Source organism: Polynucleobacter sp. MWH-UH35A (assembly GCF_018687075.1).
Classification (GTDB): Bacteria; Pseudomonadota; Gammaproteobacteria; order Burkholderiales; family Burkholderiaceae; genus Polynucleobacter.
This window is the reverse complement of record NZ_CP061285.1, coordinates 1,851,334-1,871,745: the sequence shown is the minus strand read 5'-3', so window position 1 is coordinate 1,871,745 and position 20,412 is coordinate 1,851,334. Positions and strand designations below refer to the sequence as shown.

Annotated in this window: 24 protein-coding genes; 16 read left to right on the top strand and 8 right to left on the bottom strand. The window is 45.1% G+C overall.

Annotated elements, in window-relative coordinates:
- The first annotated feature begins 13 nt into the window (after positions 1-13).
- From argS to ICV36_RS09720, 3 genes are read left to right on the top strand one after another with little or no spacing between them, the layout of a single operon-like run.
- Complete coding sequence (argS, locus tag ICV36_RS09730; protein ID WP_215400478.1) at positions 14-1,741, top strand: arginine--tRNA ligase; 1,728 nt, start codon at positions 14-16, stop codon at positions 1,739-1,741.
- Positions 1,742-1,776: 35 nt separating this feature from the next.
- Entirely contained in the window at positions 1,777-2,364 is a 588-nt protein-coding gene (locus ICV36_RS09725; protein ID WP_215400477.1) for an SPOR domain-containing protein, read from the top strand.
- A complete protein-coding gene (locus tag ICV36_RS09720; protein WP_215400476.1) occupies positions 2,361-3,008 on the top strand; it encodes a thiol:disulfide interchange protein DsbA/DsbL in 648 nt (215 codons plus the stop codon). The genes ICV36_RS09725 and ICV36_RS09720 overlap by 4 nt, the downstream gene beginning before the upstream one ends.
- Before the next feature lie 61 nt (positions 3,009-3,069).
- Here the strand turns inward: ICV36_RS09720 and ICV36_RS09715 are convergent, their stop codons facing one another.
- From ICV36_RS09715 to ICV36_RS09695, 5 genes are read right to left on the bottom strand one after another with little or no spacing between them, the layout of a single operon-like run.
- Positions 3,070-3,846 (bottom strand): SDR family oxidoreductase, encoded by a 777-nt coding sequence (locus ICV36_RS09715; protein ID WP_215400475.1) that lies wholly within the window; start codon positions 3,844-3,846, stop codon positions 3,070-3,072.
- Positions 3,843-5,138 (bottom strand): cyclopropane-fatty-acyl-phospholipid synthase family protein, encoded by a 1,296-nt coding sequence (locus ICV36_RS09710; protein ID WP_215400474.1) that lies wholly within the window; start codon positions 5,136-5,138, stop codon positions 3,843-3,845. The genes ICV36_RS09715 and ICV36_RS09710 overlap by 4 nt, the downstream gene beginning before the upstream one ends.
- Entirely contained in the window at positions 5,135-5,920 is a 786-nt protein-coding gene (locus ICV36_RS09705; RefSeq protein ID WP_215401631.1) for a DUF1365 domain-containing protein, read from the bottom strand. The genes ICV36_RS09710 and ICV36_RS09705 overlap by 4 nt, the downstream gene beginning before the upstream one ends.
- A gap of 3 nt (positions 5,921-5,923) precedes the next feature.
- Positions 5,924-7,300 carry an NAD(P)/FAD-dependent oxidoreductase gene (locus ICV36_RS09700; protein WP_215400473.1) on the bottom strand — a complete coding sequence of 459 codons (1,377 nt, stop codon included), beginning with the start codon at positions 7,298-7,300 and terminating at the stop codon, positions 5,924-5,926.
- On the bottom strand, positions 7,297-7,866 hold the full coding sequence (locus ICV36_RS09695) for a glutathione peroxidase (RefSeq protein WP_215400472.1): 570 nt from the start codon (positions 7,864-7,866) through the stop codon (positions 7,297-7,299). Before ICV36_RS09695 ends, ICV36_RS09700 begins: the two co-directional genes overlap by 4 nt.
- 91 nt (positions 7,867-7,957) lie before the next feature.
- Between ICV36_RS09695 and rfaE2 the strand changes: the two genes are divergently transcribed.
- Positions 7,958-8,446, top strand: a complete 489-nt coding sequence (gene rfaE2, locus ICV36_RS09690) for a D-glycero-beta-D-manno-heptose 1-phosphate adenylyltransferase (RefSeq protein ID WP_215400471.1) — start codon at positions 7,958-7,960, stop codon at positions 8,444-8,446.
- Here rfaE2 and ICV36_RS09685 read toward each other — a convergent pair.
- Positions 8,443-9,255, bottom strand: coding sequence for a type III pantothenate kinase (locus ICV36_RS09685; RefSeq protein ID WP_215400470.1), 813 nt, complete (start codon positions 9,253-9,255; stop codon positions 8,443-8,445). The genes rfaE2 and ICV36_RS09685 overlap by 4 nt on opposite strands.
- Positions 9,252-10,037 carry a biotin--[acetyl-CoA-carboxylase] ligase gene (locus tag ICV36_RS09680; protein WP_215400469.1) on the bottom strand — a complete coding sequence of 262 codons (786 nt, stop codon included), beginning with the start codon at positions 10,035-10,037 and terminating at the stop codon, positions 9,252-9,254. Before ICV36_RS09680 ends, ICV36_RS09685 begins: the two co-directional genes overlap by 4 nt.
- A 37-nt stretch (positions 10,038-10,074) precedes the next feature.
- Between ICV36_RS09680 and ICV36_RS09675 the strand changes: the two genes are divergently transcribed.
- From ICV36_RS09675 to ICV36_RS09645, 7 genes are read left to right on the top strand one after another with little or no spacing between them, the layout of a single operon-like run.
- The gene (locus tag ICV36_RS09675; RefSeq protein WP_215400468.1) at positions 10,075-11,169 is read left to right on the top strand and encodes a VanZ family protein; all 1,095 of its coding nucleotides are present in this window, start codon (positions 10,075-10,077) and stop codon (positions 11,167-11,169) included.
- 15 nt (positions 11,170-11,184) lie between these two features.
- Entirely contained in the window at positions 11,185-11,493 is a 309-nt protein-coding gene (locus ICV36_RS09670) for a ferredoxin (protein WP_215400467.1), read from the top strand.
- 35 nt (positions 11,494-11,528) lie between these two features.
- Positions 11,529-12,242 carry an alpha/beta hydrolase gene (locus ICV36_RS09665; RefSeq protein WP_215400466.1) on the top strand — a complete coding sequence of 238 codons (714 nt, stop codon included), beginning with the start codon at positions 11,529-11,531 and terminating at the stop codon, positions 12,240-12,242.
- A gap of 19 nt (positions 12,243-12,261) precedes the next feature.
- Positions 12,262-12,528: a DUF493 family protein gene (locus ICV36_RS09660; protein WP_072582654.1), complete on the top strand. Its 267-nt coding sequence runs from the start codon at positions 12,262-12,264 to the stop codon at positions 12,526-12,528.
- Positions 12,529-12,534: 6 nt separating this feature from the next.
- Entirely contained in the window at positions 12,535-13,179 is a 645-nt protein-coding gene (lipB, locus tag ICV36_RS09655) for a lipoyl(octanoyl) transferase LipB (RefSeq protein ID WP_215400465.1), read from the top strand.
- Positions 13,176-14,186 (top strand): lipoyl synthase, encoded by a 1,011-nt coding sequence (gene lipA, locus ICV36_RS09650; protein ID WP_215400464.1) that lies wholly within the window; start codon positions 13,176-13,178, stop codon positions 14,184-14,186. Before lipB ends, lipA begins: the two co-directional genes overlap by 4 nt.
- Positions 14,179-14,763, top strand: coding sequence for a hypothetical protein (locus ICV36_RS09645; protein ID WP_251375009.1), 585 nt, complete (start codon positions 14,179-14,181; stop codon positions 14,761-14,763). The genes lipA and ICV36_RS09645 overlap by 8 nt, the downstream gene beginning before the upstream one ends.
- Before the next feature lie 53 nt (positions 14,764-14,816).
- Here ICV36_RS09645 and ICV36_RS09640 read toward each other — a convergent pair whose 3' ends face one another.
- Complete coding sequence (locus ICV36_RS09640; protein WP_215400462.1) at positions 14,817-15,071, bottom strand: accessory factor UbiK family protein; 255 nt, start codon at positions 15,069-15,071, stop codon at positions 14,817-14,819.
- A 263-nt stretch (positions 15,072-15,334) separates the two neighbouring features.
- Here ICV36_RS09640 and ICV36_RS09635 point away from each other — a divergent pair, with 263 nt between their 5' ends.
- The 5 genes from ICV36_RS09635 (at position 15,335) to gshB (ending at position 20,411) form a co-directional block, all read left to right on the top strand.
- Entirely contained in the window at positions 15,335-16,174 is an 840-nt protein-coding gene (locus ICV36_RS09635) for a TorF family putative porin (protein WP_215400461.1), read from the top strand.
- A gap of 24 nt (positions 16,175-16,198) precedes the next feature.
- Positions 16,199-16,537, top strand: a complete 339-nt coding sequence (locus ICV36_RS09630) for a P-II family nitrogen regulator (RefSeq protein ID WP_011903792.1) — start codon at positions 16,199-16,201, stop codon at positions 16,535-16,537.
- A gap of 13 nt (positions 16,538-16,550) precedes the next feature.
- The gene (gene amt / locus ICV36_RS09625; RefSeq protein ID WP_215400460.1) at positions 16,551-18,038 is read left to right on the top strand and encodes an ammonium transporter; all 1,488 of its coding nucleotides are present in this window, start codon (positions 16,551-16,553) and stop codon (positions 18,036-18,038) included.
- A gap of 104 nt (positions 18,039-18,142) precedes the next feature.
- Positions 18,143-19,441 carry a glutamate--cysteine ligase gene (gene gshA / locus ICV36_RS09620; RefSeq protein ID WP_215400459.1) on the top strand — a complete coding sequence of 433 codons (1,299 nt, stop codon included), beginning with the start codon at positions 18,143-18,145 and terminating at the stop codon, positions 19,439-19,441.
- 28 nt (positions 19,442-19,469) lie between these two features.
- Entirely contained in the window at positions 19,470-20,411 is a 942-nt protein-coding gene (gene gshB, locus ICV36_RS09615; protein ID WP_215400458.1) for a glutathione synthase, read from the top strand.
- The last annotated feature ends 1 nt before the right edge of the window (position 20,412 follow it).

The window sequence follows — 20,412 nt, the reverse complement described above, 5'->3', positions numbered from 1 at the left end:
AACTCACTTATCTATGTTGTTGACCAATAAAAATCGTTTAATTGAAATGCTGAGCGCTGCTCTTGCAGCAATGGCTCAGGAACGTGGCCTAGGCGAAGCCCCTACCCCACGATTAGAGCGTCCCAAAGCAGTTGATCATGGGGATGTTGCCTGTAATATTGCCCTCCAGCTTTCAAAGGCTTGGAAGCTCAATCCACGTGAGTTAGCACAAGCTTTGGTAGAGCGCCTACAGCAACAAGCTGGCTTTAATGAGCTCATCACTTCGTGTGAGATTGCTGGCCCTGGATTTATCAATTTCCGCCTTAGTAATGCAGCTAAAACTGCAGTGGTGCAGGAAGTGCTCTCTGCAGGCATCCATTTTGGCGAGTCAGCCCTTAGCCATGGGTCAGCCCCAAACGCAATGATTGAGTTTGTTTCTGCCAATCCAACGGGCCCATTACATGTTGGACATGGAAGACAAGCCGCGCTTGGTGACGCCTTAGCTAATTTGCTAGCTACTCAAGGAATTAAAGTGCATCGTGAGTTTTATTACAACGATGCTGGCGTACAAATTGCAAACTTGGCCTTATCAGTGCAGGCACGTTTACAAGGCTTAAAACCTGGTGATGCGAAGTGGCCAGAGCAGGCTTATAACGGCGAATATATTGCAGAGATTGCTGAATCATTTAAAGCTTCTGCAGAATTTAAAGATGACATCGAAGCGATTCGTCAATTCGCAGTTGCCTATTTACGCAATGAACAAGACATTGATTTAAAAACCTTTGGCGTTAAATTTGATTGCTACTACCTCGAGTCCTCCTTGTATACCGACGGTAGTGTTGCTCAAATCGTTGACGATCTCCAAAGTATTGGCAAGACCTATGAGTCTGAAGGCGCACTTTGGTTAAGAACGACGGATGATGGTGACGATAAAGACCGTGTAATGCGGAAGTCTGATGGTAGTTTCACATATTTTGTACCTGATGTTGCCTATCACACTAGCAAGTGGAATCGTGGTTTTCAGAAAGTGATCAATGTGCAGGGCAGCGACCATCATGGGACGATTGCTCGTGTTCGCTCAGGTTTGCAGGGCGTAGCGCAAAAGCGCGGTTGGGATATTCCTAAAACTTATCCAGATTATGTATTGCATAAGATGGTTACTGTGATGCGCCATGGTGAAGAGGTAAAAATTTCTAAGCGCGCTGGTTCGTATGTAACAGTGCGTGATTTAGTGGAGTGGTCTGGTGGCGTTACTCCAGAAATGACGCCTGAAGCAAGAGAATTGGCATTGCAGCGCGGCCGTGATGCTGTACGTTTTTTCTTGATCTCCCGCAAGGCAGATACAGAGTTCGTATTTGATATTGATTTAGCTTTGCAGCAGAACGATGAGAATCCCGTGTTCTATGTTCAATATGCTCATGCGCGTATTAGTTCTATCTTGCAACAGTGGGGCGGCCAGACATCAGACTTGGCTAAAGCCGACCTTTCTCTTTTGCAAAGCAAAGCGTCTGATCATTTATTGCGTCGTTTAGCAGAATATCCAGAGATGCTAACGACTGCAGCAGAGGAATTGGCTCCGCATGCACTTGCTTTTTATTTGCGTGACTTAGCGGGTGATTTCCATACTTTTTATAACGCTGATCGTGTATTGGTCGATGATCAGAATTTAAAGTTGGCACGCTTAGCCCTGCTTCTGGCGACCCGCCAAGTTTTGCAAAATGGCTTAAGAGTACTTGGGGTATCCGCACCAGCAAAGATGTAATGGCGGGGTAAGAGGCGTAGATGTAAGATGAGGAAATGATGAAAACACCGAATCAACAAAATTCTCAATACGGCGGCACCATCCTCGGCTTTATATTGGGTCTGGGCGCTGGTCTCGGCATTGCGTTTGTCATCGCTTTTTATCTGTCTAAAAATACGCCCCAGGAAAGACCTGGCGTGCGTGCCCCAAATCTCCCTCTGACTATTAAGCCTTCTGCAGCGCCTGCTGAGGGTGACACTGCGGCTCCTGCGGAACCAGTTGACCTTAATAAACCGCTGCAGGGTAAATCACCTAGCCCTGCTGCGGCAGATCCGATTGGCGATTTGGTGAATGGTAAGAAAGCAGCAGACAAACCAGCGGACGTATCTCCTGCAGCCAAATCCGATTCTATTTATTTCTTACAAGTGGGTGCGTTTACCAAGCGTGCCGATGCTGACGCACAAAAGGCTAACCTAGCGATTCAAGGAATTCAGGCGCAGTTAAGTGAGGTAACTAGTGATGGCAACACCCTTTGGCGCGTGCGTGTAGGTCCGTATAACAGTGTTGATGAGAGCAACTCAGTACGCGATAAATTGAGTGGCATGGGCATTAAACCAACTTTAATTAAATCCAATAAATCATGATTTCAGCTAGCAAAAGACTCATTACCTTATTTGCACTTTTCTCTTTAAGTGGTTTAGTGGGTGCGCAAGCTCAAAAAATTGAAGAGGGCTTTGATTACCGCATTTTGCCAATTGCGCAGCCAGTAGAAACCAAAGGTAAGGTAGAAGTTATTGAATTCTTTTGGTACGGGTGTCCACATTGCTACGACTTTGAGCCTGAACTCAGTGCCTGGGTAAAGCGCCAGCCTAAAGATGTAGTCTTCAGAAGAGTTCCAGTAGCCTTTCGTGATGACTTCTTGCCGCATAGTCAAATGTACTATGCGCTTGAATCCATGGGTAAGGCTGATGCTCTAAACGAAAAAGTAATGTATGCGATGCACAAGGAAAACAAGCGCCTCTTGACGGAGTCAGAGATCGCCGACTGGGTAGCATCTCAGGGTATTGATCGGAACACTTTCTTAGCAACCTATCGCTCATTTGCGGTGGTATCAAAAGCGCGTGCAGCAAAACAGTTGACCGAAGCTTATCGAATTGATGGGGTTCCCACTATTGTGATGCAGGGTAAATATGTCACATCACCGTCGATCGCGGGCTCCAAAGCTAAAGCTATTACGGTAATGGATTATCTAGAAGAGAAAATCCGCAAAGATAAGTACAAGCAGTAAATTCAAAAGAAGTGGTGTAGTAAATACAGTACCGCTACACCACTGCACCCTTCATCATTCATTAGATTTTGACGAAACGGCGCACAATCCAAAAGTAGATTGGGTAGGGCAAGATTCTGAGAAACTTTAAGAATCTAGAGAAACGCTTGGGAAAGTGAATATCAAATTCCCCTTTCTGAATACCCACTAATATCTCATTTGCTGCTACCTCTGCGCTGATAAGAGCTGGCATTTCAAAATCATTCTGTGCGGTAGCTTCTGTAGTTACAAAGCCAGGCGAGATCATGTGCACGCTGACTCCAGTTGGCAGTAAGTCGTAAAACAGATTTTCACAAAAATTGATGATGGCGGCTTTGCTTGGGCCATAGGCCAAAGCCTTAGGCAGGCCGCTATAACCAGCAACGCTGCCAACAATGGCAATATGCCCTGCGTGGGCCTTGAGCATTTCTGGCAACACCAATGAAACTGCTCTCATGGGCCCTAAAAGATTCGCATCTATCGTTTTTTCTGCAATCTTGATATCGAAATTATCTGCTCTAAGCGGTGTGTATACACCAGATACAAAAAGCAGTAGATCAATTCCACCCCAGGCGCTCATGATGCTTTTGTAGCCATCTTGCAATTGCGAATCATTTGTGACATCTAATGGAATGACAAGTGTTTGGTTAACTCCGCTAGCAATCGCTATTTGATTTAGTCGCTCTACTCTTCGACTGGAAAGTGCTACCTTCGAGCCTTTAAGTAATAGTGCTTTGGCACATGCCTCTCCGATGCCGCTAGAGGCCCCAATGACCCAGACTCTTTTGCCGGAGAAGTCTGCAATTCCAGATTGTTTCATACGCTGATTGCATCAGAAGATGCTCGTGAGGGTTGGTGACTCAGAGTGAATTGCACCACATCGATGTTGCGTTCAGTAAAGCCTGCAGCGCAATACATGAGATAGAAATTCCAGAGTCGAATGAAAGCCTCATCAAAGCCTAATTGACGGACTTCTTGAAGTTTTTGATTAAAGGAATCACGCCAAAGGCATAGTGTTTTGGCGTAGTCTTGCCCAAAATTAAACTCATCTTCAATTTGTAGACCGGCTTTAGCGGCACTAGCTTTAAAGCTTGATCGAGAAGGCAGCATACCACCAGGAAAGACGTATTGCTGAATAAAATCGGTATTACGACGATAGCGATCAAAAAGATCTTCCGCAATAACAATGGTTTGAACGCAGGCCTTGCCGCCAGCCTTGAGGCATTGGGCGATTGTTTTGAAGTATTCAGGCCAATGCTTTTCACCAACCGCTTCGAACATTTCAACTGAAGCGATGCCATCAAACTTCTCTTGGCAATCGCGATAGTCTTGAAGACGGACTTCAAATTTAGGGGAATTGGGAATTTGTCTTTGTATTGCAGCTAAACGTTTTTCCGCAAATGCCTTTTGTTCGGTAGACAAAGTCAGGCCGGTAATTGATCTATTGTTGCGAAGAGCCTCTTCCATAACTCCACCCCAGCCGCAGCCAATTTCCAAAATATGATCACCCGTCTTTGTTTGTAGGGAGTCAAGAATGCGAACGATCTTTGCTCTTTGTGCGTCTGCTAAGTTTTGCTTGGCACCTTCTGAAAACCAGGCGCTAGAGTAACTCATGGTGGGGTCAAGCCAAAGCGCATAAAAAGCATTACCTAAGTCATAGTGCGCATGAATATTTTTGCGACTGCCAGCCTTGCTGTTGTCTCTTAGCCAATGTTTTAGGCGATAAAAAATGGAGCTATACCAATTGCCATAAATTGCTTTATCTAGAATGGTTCGATTACGAATCGCAAGTTCAAGTAGCGCTTTGAGATCGGGTGTATTCCATTTGCCTTGAATATAACTCTCGGCAAAACCAATATCGCCATGCGACATGATCTCCTTGAATGCTGACCACTCCAAAATATGTATTTCTGCGTGTAAAGCATCACTGTGATTACCAAACTCTCGCTGTTCGCCGTTTGGCAGAGTCAGCTTTAGGTAGCCGTTGTTCAGTTGCCTCAAGAGTGTTAGGAGTGTTTTGGTGCTAATTTGATGTTGAGGTGAGGTGCTCACTCGCCCTTCGGGGCGAGAGAAATTTAATCTAGAGAGTAGGGGTTGTCCAGGGCGATTCATCTGCTAACTTCAAGTTCTGGGGGTTTGGGTTTTGAATGAAAGGGTACACCTTTTACCCATAATTTCAATGCTTGCCAATGAATGCGAAAGATAACGCCTAAACTCATTAATGGGTAGCGTAAAAGCGCCTTGATGATATTGGTTCGAGTGAGTGCTCGACTGGTGCCACTGATGCTGGTATTAATGAGTGGAAGGCCATCTTCATGTAACTCAATACGGCAGACGGTATTTTTGCCGCTACTACTGTCTTTGGGAAATAAGAAGCGGAAGTGATATTCCCCTCGTACTTCGCAAAAGGGTGAAACGTGAAATACTTTTTTGCTAGTAAGCGTTTCACCTGAGTAAAGCTCTTCACCAGAATCTTTGTGCAGCAAGTAACAGTGACGTTCACCAAAAGTGTTATTTACTTCAGCAAGCACTGCTTGTACTTTGCCGTTAGCTCGAGTACAAATCCAAAAGCTTACCGGATTAAAGACATAGCCCAGTACTCTTGGAAAAGTTTGCAGCCAAATTTCACCATCAATATTTTGTACGCCATTCGCAGCAAGAATCTTTTCTATCCATGCAAGGCAATTGGATTCTCCTAGGCCATGGTCTTTGTCAAAGAATGCGCAAAGGCCCCAGCGGTTATCACTCAGTCCATTTTGATCGAGGAGCATGGGATTAGCGCTGCGCGCACGCATAGGAATAGAGACGGTAAATACACCATAGCCAAAAGCATTTTTAGCCGGCCGCACACGCTGGTGTTTTACTACTCCAAAGTTAATGTTTGCTTGCACTATTTATTAGACGTCTTCTTTGGTTTGTGTGGGTTGGCGAACACTTTCAATTAGGGCTTCAGCAACTAATTCTCCAGAGCGCAAGCCATCCTCATGAAATCCAAAGCCTGTCCAAGCACCACAATACCAAACTGATGAAGCGCCCTGGATTAAGGGAAGTTCTTTTTGCGCTTGTATTGCGCTCATATCAAAGACAGGGTGTGAATAGTGAATCTCTTGATGAACCAGCGTTGGGTTCGGCTCTTCTGAGGGATTTAAGCTCACAATAATTTGCGTATCTTGCAGTTGATCCGGAAGAGGTTGTAAGCGATTGATTAAGTAATTGACGCTGACATGTTGCTTCGCATTGGGTTTGTCGCCAGATTTTGCGGTGTAGTTCCATGCTGCCCAACAGCGCTTTGCTTCAGGCAAGAAGCGGATATCGGTATGCAAAATTGCCCGATTCTTTTGATAGGGAACCGCTGCAAGGATATTTCTGGCTTGTTGATCAATACCGTGCAGTAAATCAAGCGTCTGGTCGCTGTGACACGCCATAACTACCTCATCAAAATGCGCCGAACCTGTCTGACTGATTACTTCAACCCCATCACCACCTTGATTTGCGTTCACACGCAGGACGCTTTCACGTTTAATCATGATTTGATGTTTTACTAGGGCGGCAACAATGCGCTTTACATACTCTCGTGAGCCACCCTTGATGGTTAGCCATTGTGGGCGGTTTTGGATTTGTAAAAGACCGTGGTTGTGGCAGAAGCGCACCATCGTTTGGATGGGAAACTCCAGCATTTGCTCCACTGAGCATGACCAAATAGCACCAATCATTGGCAGAAAATAATTCTCCTTGAAGCTTTGACTAAAGCGATGGCGTTCTAAAAAATCTGCAATCTTCTCATCAGGCTCTTTGTACAAATGACCTGACTCAATTTGTTGCTGTGCTAGCTTTGTAGCTAAGCGGTTAAAGCGCAAAATATCGTAAGCCATTCTCCAAAATGATGCCGAGAGCAGATTGGCGCGTTGGCCAAAGAAAGAATTAATGTCGTTACCCGCCCACTCAATTTTTTTATGGAGCATTGATTTTGCGGATGTATCAATAGATACAGAAAAAGACATCTCCGAGGGGGCTACTGGCGCCTGAATTTCTTCGAATAGTCGAACAAGACGCGGATAGGTTTTGCGATTGAATACTAGGAAGCCAGTATCTACACCGTGGGTGGTTTCTTTCCCATCAATCTTGTAAGTAAAGTCTACGGTGTTGCTATGGCCACCAATATGATCACCGCCCTCAAATAATGTAATTTCAAAATCTGGGTGTTGTCTCAAAGCGTAAGCACAACCTAATCCAGAAATCCCTGCTCCAATAATGGCAATTCGTTTTTTACTCACTGCGCCTTTTCTCCTAAAAGCTTTTCTATAGGGCCGGTAATGCTGCTACTACTAGGCTTTGTCATGCTTCCGAATGAATCAACGACATTCCCATTGCGATCTATAAGATATTTATAGAAATTCCATTTTGGCGTTGTGCCGGTCTTGGCAATCAACATCTTAAAAAAAGGATTTGGATTGTTTCCGGATACAGCGCTCTTTGCGAACATTGGAAATTTCACGTCATAAGTGTTTTTACAGAAATCAGCAATTTCTTTATTAGTGCCTGGTTCTTGTTGTCCGAAGTCATTGGAGGGAAAGCCCAGAACTACAAAGCCCTGATCTTTGTATTTGGCATAGAGCTTCTCAAGACCTTCGTATTGACTTGTAAAGCCACAAAAGCTAGCTGTGTTTACAACCAGAATGACTTTGCCTTGGTATTGGCAAAGATTTTGCGGCGCCTCGTCCTGGAGGCGAGGAAAGGTATGAGAGAGCAGTGGGCTGCAGTTGGTTGCAGCATTGGCAATCTGTAGTCCAGACAGGAGGGTTAATAAGCCAAAGAGCCAATGTATTAGATTGCGGTGCATATTGCGCCTTTAAATTCACTTGATAGAGACCAAGTCTAAGACATTCTGGGTAATAACGCTGGCCTTGCAAGATTGCCATTAATATTGAGTCATGAGTCATTTACCACCCCCATCTTTTGAGGCTAAAGTCTGCCCACCAGAGCAGCTTACTGAGCGCCTAGCAAACCTTCCTCGGCCATTAGTGTTTACTAATGGAGTCTTCGATATCCTGCACCGTGGACATGCCAGCTATTTGGCACAAGCGCGTGCCTTGGGTGCAAGTTTGGTAGTGGGCGTGAATTCGGATGCTTCAGTCAAGATGCTGGGCAAAGGCGATGACAGGCCTATTAATTCTGAGGCCGATCGTCAGGCTTTGTTGGCCGCACTCGAAAGTGTAGATATGGCCATATTGTTTGCCGAACAAACACCAGTCAACTTAATCGAAAAAATTCGTCCTGATATTTATGTTAAGGGCGGGGATTATGAAATCGATACCTTAGCCGAAACGCATTTGGTGAAAAGTTGGGGCGGTAAAGCTGTTGCAATACCTTTCTTGTATGAGCGCTCCACTACCAGTTTATTGGGCAAGATTCGCTCTTAAACTTGCTGTAGCAACCAAGCCCAAATACCACGCAGTACTAAGCCTTCCGTTACCTCGAGCGTTTGCTTGAGTGGTAGATTGGATCGAGCAATTTCTTTTGTCAGGATTTTGGCATTGCCACCATCCAGCCAAATTTTTTCAATAGGTAAATTCATTTCTTTGGCTTGTAGCAAAGCAAATTGAATTGCGCCAATCTGCGCTGCATCACATCCACCAATAATTGCCTCATTCGTTGTGATTCCAAATTCTTGTTGGGCTTCTTCGCGAACCGCTAAAGGTAGCTGCGCTGTTTTACTTTGCAAACTTTCTTGCATTAGCCCTAGGCCAGGCAAAATCCAGCCCCCGTAATGCACGCCATTAGCGCCCAGCAGATCAATGGTAGTAGCGGTACCGGCATTCACAATTAAAGTGTTTTTATTTGAAAGGGCGCGCGCACCTATCAGGGCGGACCAGCGGTCGGCACCAAGTTTGCTGACGTCTTTGTAAAGACTCCGCATTCCTGCGTAAGCGCTATCGCCTTTTAGTTGCTTCCACTCAACATCATTCCATTGAGGAAAAAGTGATTTGAGATTGGCAATGGCTTCTTGACCCGCAACACAGCAGAACCCAATAGCTGCAGGCTTTGGGAGCGTTTTGGCAATATAGTCTGCTAACTCAGCTCGATGCTCTGCAGACTGTAAAGATTTGCTGCTAATTGATCCAGAGTAAGCCCACAATTTCTTTTGTTGATCACTCGGATTTTGGGTCGGCTCTACAGCAGCCCATTTAAGACGCGTATTACCAACATCAAAAAATAAATAGAGGCTCATGATTGAATCCGTAATGAAACATCGCCCGCATGGATAGCAATGGTTTTGTTATCTTGCTGCAATAGTAATGCCCCTGTTTCATCAACACCTTTTGCGATCCCATAAATAGGATCTTTGCCAGTGCCAGAAATACATACAGGCTTATTTTGATAGGCATCCCACTTCATCCATGAGTCCTTGCATGACTTAAATCCATGCAGATCAAATTCTGTGAGATGGTTTTCTAGCGAAGCAATTAATTTAAGCCAAAGGTATTCAACATCAGGAAGTGTCTTAGTAATCTGTGAGAGCGAGCTTGCCTTCACTCCAGCGTCTAGATTTGCTTCAATTGCTTCTGGATTGCGTAAATTAATACCAACCCCAATGATCATCCAAGTTGGATCATCTGCTTTGGCTTGGCCACCTTCAATGAGAATGCCGCCGAGCTTATTGTTGTTGAGGAGTAAGTCGTTGGGCCATTTCAGGTGTAGCCCAGCAGCATGAAGTGCTGCCTCACTCAGATCGCAAGCCTGCGAAATTCCAGCAATCACCGCTAAGCCAACCAACAAGCTTAATCCACTGAGTTCAGCAGGGCGTCGCTTAAATGGAAATGCTAGAGAAAAGCAAAGGGAATCCTCTGGATTCGCTAACCAAGTTCGACCAGCCCTTCCTTTGCCAGCAGTTTGTTTGTGTGCAATTCGTGCCACAGGGTCGATAAGCTCGCCCGCACGCCAGCGTATCAATAGATCGTCGTTGGTGGATTTGGTCTCGCTAACGCGTTCAAGGATGCAATTTGCAGTCATTCCGCCATTGTAGAAAGGTCTGACCTAGAATTGTGGGATGGATCAAAAAGATCAGCGACCTCGAAAGTTGGTATGGCCTCTTCAGGCTATGCCATTGGCAAGGGCTATGAGCCTAAGCTATGCGCTATTGATCTTATATGTCAGTCTGAACCCCTTTGACTTCGATTTTAAGAATGGCATCGCTGCATGGGCTTGGGTGAATGCCCCATTACCCCGTTTTATTACGCTATTTGATGTATTGGCCAATATCTTGGCATATATCCCATTTGGGTTTTTGGTGATGTTTGCGGCCTATCCCCGTTGGCGCAACTATGTGGCACTTGGAATTGCCTTGGTCTTAAGTGCAACCTTGGCGCTGAGTGTGGAGACTTTGCAGTCTTGGCTCCCCACCCGAATACCTAGTCAGATGGATTGGTGGGCCAATATTTTGGGTGGGCTATTGGGAGGCTTGTTAGCCATTCCTCTTGGGCCTCAATGGCTGTCTGGAAGTGCAATTCGCAGGCGTTTTGATCAATGGTTTGGTCTGAATTGGGCAGCGTGCGCCTTATTTCTTTTATTTCCATGGTCACAAATTTATCCACAAAGCTCTTGGCTGGGGACGGGGGTTTGGGGGCACGCCATCTTTGGCTCAGTAGACTGGGGCACTTTGGTAATCAATCATGTTATTCAAGAAACAGTCATCACCACATTATGTTGGCTTGGCGTTGCATTGCTGCTTTCACTAGGGTTGCGGACTAAAGCTCCGCAGTGGCGCATTCTGAATGGCTTACTTGGTCTGACAGTGTTAATTAAAAACTTGTTCACTGCCCTTCAATTTGGCGCTGAGTTCAGTTTAATTTGGCTTACTGCCGGTGCTCTTTGGGGTATGGTACTGGGCAGCATCCTATTAAGATGGGCCTTGAGGCTAAAGCAAATGACGAAGTTTTGGTTGGCTTTGATTTGTTTGCTCGGCACCACAATCGCAGTCAATGTTTTGCCGGACAATCCCTATTTCATAATGACACTACGGCACTGGTATCAAGGGCGTCTGTTGCACTTTAATGAACTAATGCAGTGGGTTTCAGTAGTATGGTTACCTCTGGCACTTATTTGGATGATTCGCAGTGTCACAGACCCCAAACCAAAGCATTGATGAATATAATTTTTTATGAGTTTTTCACACCACCTCTTCTTTTGTTTAAATCAACGCAGCAATGGCGAGGAGTGCTGCGATCAGCACAATGCCTTTGCTTTATTTGACTACGCCAAAAAAAGAGTGAAAGAGCTTGGTCTCTCGGGCCCTGGAAAAATTCGGGTAAATAAAGCAGGATGCTTAGATCGCTGTGCTGATGGACCTGTAATGGTGGTCTACCCAGATGGTATTTGGTACACCTTAGTGGATGTGGATGACGTTGAAGAAATTATTCAATCACACTTAATTGAGGGGCGCCCAGTTGAGCGCTTGCAATTGACCTAGTCACTTAAAAGTTGAAAGAGATTTGAAAGTTTTTTATGAATAGTCGTACAAAAGTAATTCATATACAAGGCATTGTTGGGTCGATGGAAATGTCTATTGATCTTCCAGACGAATTAAAAAATGACCCTACATTCGCAGTGCGTGGTTTAGCTCTTGTTGCGCATCCTCATCCATTGATGGGTGGAACCATGGACAATAAGGTAGCTCAAACTATGGCGCGCGCTTTTAATCAGTTAGGTTACGTGAGTGTTCGTCCTAATTTCCGGGGCGTGGGTGGGACCGAAGGTGTTCATGATGACGGCGTAGGTGAGTTGGATGATTTGCTGCATGTGACCGACTGGATGCGAACCCCCTCAAGCTGGAGCGAATTTGAAGCAACCACAAATCAATCTTGGGTGGCGAGCTCAAATACTTTGCCCTTAGTAGTTTCAGGATTCTCTTTTGGAAGTTTTGTTGGCAGTCATTTAGTACAGAGGCTTGCGGATCTCGGTAGACCGGCTGAGCGCCTTGTGATGGTGGGTAGCGCTGCCGGCAAATGGACCTTAGCTCAAGTTCCAACGGATACGATTTTGATTCATGGCGAATTGGATGAAACTATTCCGTTGATCGATGTTTTAGATTGGGCGCGCCCGCAAGAATTAACTGTTCAAGTGGTTCCTGGCGCCGATCATTTTTTTCATCGTCGATTGCACTGCATTCGCAACATCATCACTGGCGCTTGGTTAGGCATGCCAGACCATCGTCAATAAGAAATACTAGAAAGACCCTATGGCCGAAGAAAAATCACTTATTGAGTACCCATCACTATTTCCTATTAAGGTCATGGGTAAAGCAAATCCAGAATATCTACCTGCGATAGTGCATATTGCAAAACAATTTGATCCAACATTCGATGAGAGCAAAGTTGAGCAACGCCCCTCTAAGGATGGAAATTATTTAGGGATAACTTTACCAATCACGGCCACTAGTCGTGAACAGTTGGATGAGTTGTATAGAACACTATCCACTCATCCATTGGTTAGCGTGGTGCTGTAGTAATTCATGTCAGTTTTAGTAAAACAACTTGGTTTAGCTGATTACGCATCGACGTATGAAGCGATGCAACGTTTTACTAAAGAACGAACTGCCGAAACGCCTGACGAGATTTGGATTTTAGAGCACCCCCCCGTTTTTACTTTAGGTCTTGCTGGAGATGCAGGGAATCTGCATTCACCTAGCAATCAAATTCCACTTGTTCAGGTTGATCGAGGCGGTGAGATTACGTATCACGGACCTGGTCAAATTGTGGTTTACCTATTGCTTGATCTCAGGCGTCTTGGAATATTTGTTAAAGAATTGGTTTCTCGAATCGAACAAGCGCTGATCGATACGCTTGCGGATTTTGCAATTGAGGCTGAAAGACATCCGGGCGCCCCAGGAATTTATATCTCTGAACAGGCTGGAGTACCCCCAGAGTGGGTTGGCGCTAAAGTGGCTGCTTTGGGCCTCAAGGTCTCTAAAAGCTGTTCTTATCACGGCTTAGCGCTCAATGTGGCCACTGACTTAGAAGCTTTTAAGCGTATCCACCCTTGCGGTTATGAGGGTTTAAAGACGGTTGATATGAAAACCCTTGGGATCAAGGACAATATAGGCACTATTAGCCAAAGGCTTTTGCAGCACCTGCAAAAGCAACTGATGCCATCATGACAACGAATAAGCCTGAAACCAACCCAGCTATTGAGGTGCGCCAAGATCTCAATTACGACGCATCTCGCAAGCAAAAATCGAGCGAGAAGACCGCACGCATTCCGATCAAGATTGTTCCGCTGGAAGAGGTTCTCAAAAAACCGGATTGGATTCGAGTTAAGGCCGCTTCGAATAATTCTCGCTTTTCTGAAATCAAAAAGATTTTGCGTGAGAACGAGTTGGTGACTGTTTGCGAAGAAGCAAGCTGCCCGAATATCGGTGAGTGTTTTGGTAAGGGCACTGCCACATTCATGATCATGGGTGACAAGTGCACCCGTCGTTGTCCATTTTGCGATGTAGGTCACGGTAGACCAGATCCGCTAGATATAAAAGAGCCCGCAAATCTTGCTCGTACTATTGCGGCACTTAAATTGAACTATGTCGTTATCACTAGCGTGGATCGCGATGATCTGCGTGATGGTGGCGCAATGCACTATGTAGAGTGCATTTCTCAATCACGTGCCCTTTCGCCCAATACACGCATTGAGGTATTGGTGCCGGACTTCCGTGGTCGACTTGATAAAGCGTTGGATATTTTTGCTGAGCATGCTCCGAGTGGTTTGCCTGATGTAATGAACCACAACCTCGAGACAGTCCCTCGTTTGTATAAACAGGCTAGACCTGGTGCCGACTACGTGCATTCTCTAAAGCTTTTGAAAGACTTTAAAGAGCGCTTTCCGCATGTCCCGACTAAAAGTGGTTTGATGGTTGGTCTTGGTGAGACTGATGAAGAAATTTTAGAAGTGATGCGTGATATGCGTGATCACAATATCGACATGCTTACTATTGGTCAGTACCTTGCACCTTCAGGACATCATCTGCCTGTTACTCGTTATGTGCATCCTGATGTCTTTAAGATGTTTGAGGAAAAAGCCTATGAAATCGGTTTCTCCCATGCGGCTGTGGGAGCTATGGTGCGTTCAAGCTATCACGCAGATCAACAAGCACATGGAGCAGGGGTTGTTTAGAGGGCTTTCAAAAGCCGCTACTTTATTGGTGGCTTTAGCTTTTCTCAATGCATGCAGCCCCAAGTTAGATTGGCGTACTGTTCAGTCTCCACAAGAGCGATACACCGCTTTATTCCCCGGTAAGCCGGATAAATTAGATCGACGTATCCCCTATCTTGATCAAGAGTTTTTACAAGTTCTTGAAGCGGTAAAAATTGATGACGATATTTATTCAGTTAGCACCATTCAGTTGCCGGCCAATCAAAGTGCATCACTTAGTAAGCTCCTATATCAGCTCCAGGCAAATTTAATTGATAGGGCAAAAGCATCTGGTGGCGATGTCACTATTGAGGATACGTTTTATAAAACGACAGATAAGCAACGCTTACCAACCAAAGATTATTTTATTGATTTGAAATCAAACAACAAATCACAGCAACTCATGCGTATTCGTTGGATTAATCGAGTTGCGCCAAATGGCGATCATTGGATTTATCAGATCTCAGTGCTGCATACGAATGCAGCGAAAGAAAATGCAAAAACTTTTTTCTCTAAAGAAGAGTATGAAAACTTCTTTAGTGATTTCTCTCCAGAGTAAATCTAAAGAATCAAAACATTGAATTTGCTGTGATAACAGCAATTAACTAGCTATTACTGTTTTTCAAGTGCAGCAACTTTAGCTTCAAGTGCTTCTAATTTTTCACGTGTCTTCGTAAGTACTTTGGTTTGAAGTTCAAACTCTTCACGTGTTACCAAATCCATTTTCTGAAATCCTTGGTTCATCATAGCGCGAACATTTTTCTCAATTTCTTGAGCTGGCGAATTGCGGATTGCATCACCAACTTTATTCTGCATATCGTTAGCGATACGTTGGATTTGCTCGAGGATTTCGCCAGGTTTTTGCATGATGGGGATTCGCAGTTCTATTGAGAGTTGCAGAAAAGATACACATTCGTATTTTAAGTTGTATGGGTAAAAATGCCCAAAAAGGGGTTAAAACCCAAAAAATGCCCTAAATTCACCTATTAGGTGCAATATTAAGCACCAAAAAAGTGCATTTGCCTTATTGGGGGGATTTGTGACAAAGGCTGAGAGGCCGAGCAATTCAATATCACCCCATGCATTAAGCATTCAACCCATTTTTTATTACAACCAGTAAGGAGTAGTTTATGAAAACCATTCACAAGACAGCAATCTCTGCAGCAGCAGTAGCTTTGTTAACAGGTCTTGCATCTTCAGCGGCCTTTGCTGCGGATGAGCCAGCGGCACCAGAGGTAAGCCCAGTTACAGCAAACGTTACCGTAACAAACAACTACATCTACCGTGGCTTGACACAATCTAACTACAAGCCAGCTATTCAAGGTGGCTTTGACTACGCTCATGAGAGCGGTTTATATATTGGTAACTGGAACTCATCGATTAGCTGGGTATCAGATAGTGCTATTGCTAAAAGCGCACCAATTGAGATGGATTTTTACGGCGGCTTTAAGAAAGATTTAATTGCTGAAGGCTTTGCTTCTGATTTCGGTATCTTGCAGTACTACTATCCAACAAACGGCATTAGCACTGCTAGTGGATATGTAAACCCTAATACAACTGAACTATATGTAGCTCAGAATGCTACGTTCGGACCCGTTACAGGTTTCCTCAAATTCTCCTACTCATTGAGTAATACTTTTGGAACTAACAACAGTACTGGATCCAACTATACCGATTTAACTGCAAACTACGATACTGGTTTTTATGGCATCACAGTAAATGCACATGCTGGTTTCCAAAAGATTGCTGGTCAGTATTACAGCGCAGGTCAAGCATCACTTAGCTACGCCGACTGGAAGTTAGGTTTAACTAAAGATTTCGGCGGTGGCTTATCTGCCTCAGCAGCATATGTTGGCACTAACGTTAAGCAAGGTAGTGGCTCTTATGCTGGTGTTTATGCCTATTCAGTTCCAGGTGGCAGAACGCAAGGTGGCAATACTGGTCTGATTTCTTTGACTAAAACTTTCTAATTTCCACTCTGAACGGAGAAACACATGAAATTAATTACCGCAATCATCAAGCCCTTCAAGCTTGACGAAGTGCGCGAAGCTCTCTCGGAAGTGGGAGTTTCGGGCATTACCGTCACTGAAGTTAAAGGCTTTGGTCGTCAAAAAGGTCACACCGAGTTGTATCGTGGTGCTGAGTATGTTGTCGACTTTCTGCCTAAAGTAAAAATTGAAGCTGCTGTTGAAGATGGCATCTTGGAGCGTGCGATTGAAGCAATTGAAAAATCTGCACGTACAGGCAAGATTGGTGATGGTAAGATTTTTGTCTCACCAGTTGAGCACGTCATTCGTATTCGTACCGGTGAAACCGGTGCGTCAGCACTTTAAAGAGAGGTTCAAAATGTTAACTTGGATGAAACGACTCGTTGCTGGTGGTGCTATGGCCTTGGCTATTGGCGCTACTGGTGTAATGGTGACTTCGCCAGCGCATGCTGCCGATGATGCTAAAAAGCCTGCAGTCACAGCTCCTGCAGCAACTCCTGCTGCGGCTGAGCCTGCTCCAATTCTTTGCTCTGAAAAGTGCAATAAAGCGGATACAGCTTGGTTGTTGATTTGTACTGCATTAGTAATCATGATGACTATTCCAGCCTTAGGTTTGTTCTATGGTGGTTTAGTACGCAGCAAGAATATTCTTTCTGTACTTGCACAAACCTTGGTCATCTTCTCTCTAATAATCGTTTTATGGTCAATTTATGGCTATAGCATCGCATTTACGGAGGGCGGGGCATTTTTTGGCGGGTTTGATAGATTGTTCTTAGCGGGCATTACGCCGGATACTGCTGCTGCAACATTTAGTAAGGGTGTAGTAATTCCTGAGTTTGGATTTGCAGCGTTTCAGGGTGCTTTTGCAGCAATCACAGTTGCGTTGATCATTGGCGCATTCACAGAGCGTGTGAAGTTTTCTGCCGTGCTGTTGTTTGCGATCATTTGGTTCACATTCAGCTATTTGCCAATTGCTCATATGGTTTGGTTCTGGCCTGGTCCTGATGCGTTTACAGATGCAGCGGCCGCAGAAAAAGCTGTTGCAGCTTCTGGATGGTTGTTCCAAAAAGGCGCGTTGGATTTTGCTGGCGGTACAGTGGTTCACATCAATGCCGCTATTGCTGGTCTCGTAGGCTCCTATGTAGTTGGCAAGCGTATTGGCTACGGTAAAGAAGCAATGAAGCCACACAACCTTACATTCACATGGGTTGGTGCATCACTATTGTGGGTAGGTTGGTTTGGCTTTAATGCAGGTTCAGCGCTAGAAGCAAGTGGCGGTGCAGCGTTGGCTTTCGTTAATACATTGCTCGCAACGGCTGCAGCTGTAGTGACTTGGACAGTAGTTGAATGGATTTTCAAGAAAAAGCCATCAATCCTTGGTGCAGCATCTGGTGCGGTGGCAGGTTTGGTTGCAGTTACTCCAGCAGCTGGTTTTGTTGGAGTGGTTGGCGCCCTAATTATTGGCTTGATCGCAGGTATTGTTTGCTACTGGGGCGTTACTGGACTCAAGAAAATTCTTGGTGCTGATGACAGCTTGGATGTGTTCGGTGTTCATGGCGTAGGCGGTATCTCTGGTGCGCTGTTGACCGGTGTATTTGCTGATCCAGCATTGGGTGGTACAGGTGTATGGGATTACGTGGCAAATGCCGTTACTCCAGACTACTCAATTGCCTCTCAAGTTTGGATTCAGTTCCAAGCCGTTGCAACTACATTGATTTGGTCTGGTGTTGTGGCCTTTATTGCCTACAAACTAGTCGATATCGTGATTGGTTTGCGTGTGAAGGAAGAAGAAGAGCGCGAAGGCTTGGATATCAGCTCACACGGTGAGACTGCATACGAGTCTTAATCAGTAGATTTACCCCTCACTGGGCGGCTCTGGTTGGCTGCCTAGTTTTAAGCGCGGGATCCTAGGATCCCGCGTCTTTCTTTTAATAATCTTACAATGGTGGAATGGTTCCACATCTCATTACAGCCCTAAGCGGTCCTTTGCTCGAATTAGAGTCAAAGGTTCTAGAAGCGACCCCAACCATTGAGCGTTGGTTCAGATTGGAGTGGCAAGAGCACACCCCACCTTTTTACTGTTCGGTCGATTTGCGTAATTCTGGCTTTAAGTTGGCCCCGGTTGATACCAATCTGTTTCCTGGCGGGTTTAATAACCTTTCACCTCAGATGTTGCCGCTTGCTGTGCAGGCTGCTATGGCAGCAATTGAGAAAATTTGTCCGGAAGCAAAAAATTTACTATTGATTCCTGAGAAACATACCCGCAATACTTTTTATTTACAAAACATTGCACGCCTGTCTTCCATTTTGCGTCAAGCAGGTTTAAATGTGCGACTAGGTACATTTTCTGAAGAGATAAAAAAGCCAACGTGGATTGAGTTGCCTGATGGCAATCGTTTGTTGATGGAGCCACTCTCTCGACTAGGTCTCAAGAAACAACGTTTAGGCTTAAAAGATTTTGATCCTTGCTCGATCTTATTGAATAACGACTTGTCTGCAGGCATCCCGCCGATTCTAGAAAATATCTATGAGCAGTACTTACTCCCTGGCTTACACGCTGGCTGGCATGTCCGTCGTAAATCAAATCACTTTGCCGCTTATGAAGAAGTTGCAAAGAAATTTGCTAAGGTAGTAGATATCGATCCATGGATGATTAATCCTTACTTCACGAGTTGCTCGAATATTAATTTTCATGAGCGCAAAGGTGAAGATGAGTTACAGGCTGCAGTAGAGCAAGTCTTGAAGAAGACTGCTAAAAAATATCGCGAGTATGGCATTAAAGAAAAGCCATATGTTGTTGTAAAGGCCGATGCAGGCACCTATGGCATGGGTGTGATGGTTGTGAATGATCCTTCACAGCTAAAAGGTTTGAATCGTAAAGACCGCAACAAGATGAGTGTCGTCAAAGAAGGTCTTGAGGTGAGTGATGTGCTCATACAGGAAGGCGTCTACACCTTTGAAAAGGTAAATGAGGCTGTAGCAGAGCCAGTGGTATATATGATTGATCGTTATGTCATTGGTGGCTTCTACCGTGTGCACACTGATCGAGGCCCTGACGAGAACCTCAATGCACCAGGTATGCATTTCGTACCGCTGGCCTTTGAGCAAAACTCTATGCCTGACCTGGGGGCTAAGCCTGGTAGTGCGGCTCCTAATCGCTTCTATCTGTATGGTGTGGTTGCTCGCTTGGCTCTGCTGGCATCATCATTAGAGCTTGAGCGCACCGATCCCAACGCTGAAGTTGCTTAAATGAAACGTTAATCTCTCAATAGAAAAAATGAACTTTCTTTTTATTGCAGACCCGCTTGAGTCATTCAAGATTCAAAAAGATTCTACGTTGGCAATGATGCGTGTAGCCCAAGAAGCGGGGCATCGCTTGTGGTTTTGTCAAAGTAAAAATATATTGTGGCGAGATGATCATGTAGTAGCCGATTGCCAGTCGTTATTGATCAAACCCAGTTCCACCAATTGGTATGAGCTGGGTGAAGTGGAGTCTCGAGCGCTGAAGACTTTTTCTGCCGTTTTGATGCGTACTGACCCTCCATTCGATATTGAATACCTTAATACAACCTGGTTGCTATCAGCCGCAGTGCGCCAGGGCGCCAAAGTGTTTAACGATCCCAGCTCGGTGCGAGATCACTCAGAAAAGTTGTCCATTACCGAATTCCCAGAGCTTATTCCGCCTACCTTGGTAACGCGTGAATTGGCTGCGGTAGAGCAGTTCCATCAGATCCATGGCGATATTGTTATTAAGCCTCTGGATGGCATGGGTGGTATGGGTGTATTTAGAGTGGGACCAGATGGCCTCAATCTTGCTAGCATCGTAGAAACGCTGGGTGAGAATGGTGCAAGAACGCTAATGGTCCAACGTTTCTTGCCTGAGATTGCTCAGGGCGATAAACGCGTGCTTTTAATTGGTGGAGAGGTGGTGCCATATGCATTGGCACGCATTCCTCAAGGAAGTGAAATTCGGGGCAATTTAGCAGCTGGGGGTAAAGGGGTAGCGATGCCTTTAACTGGGGCAGAAAAAAAGGTTGCTGAAAAATTAGCCCCACTCTTACATCAGCGTGGATTATTCTTGGTGGGATTAGATTTAATTGGTGGCCACCTTACAGAAATTAATGTGACTAGCCCCACTTGTTTTGTTGAAATCACCAATCAAACGGACTGCAATGTTCCGCAATTTTGGTTGGCAGCACTAGAGAAGGCATTGGCTTAAA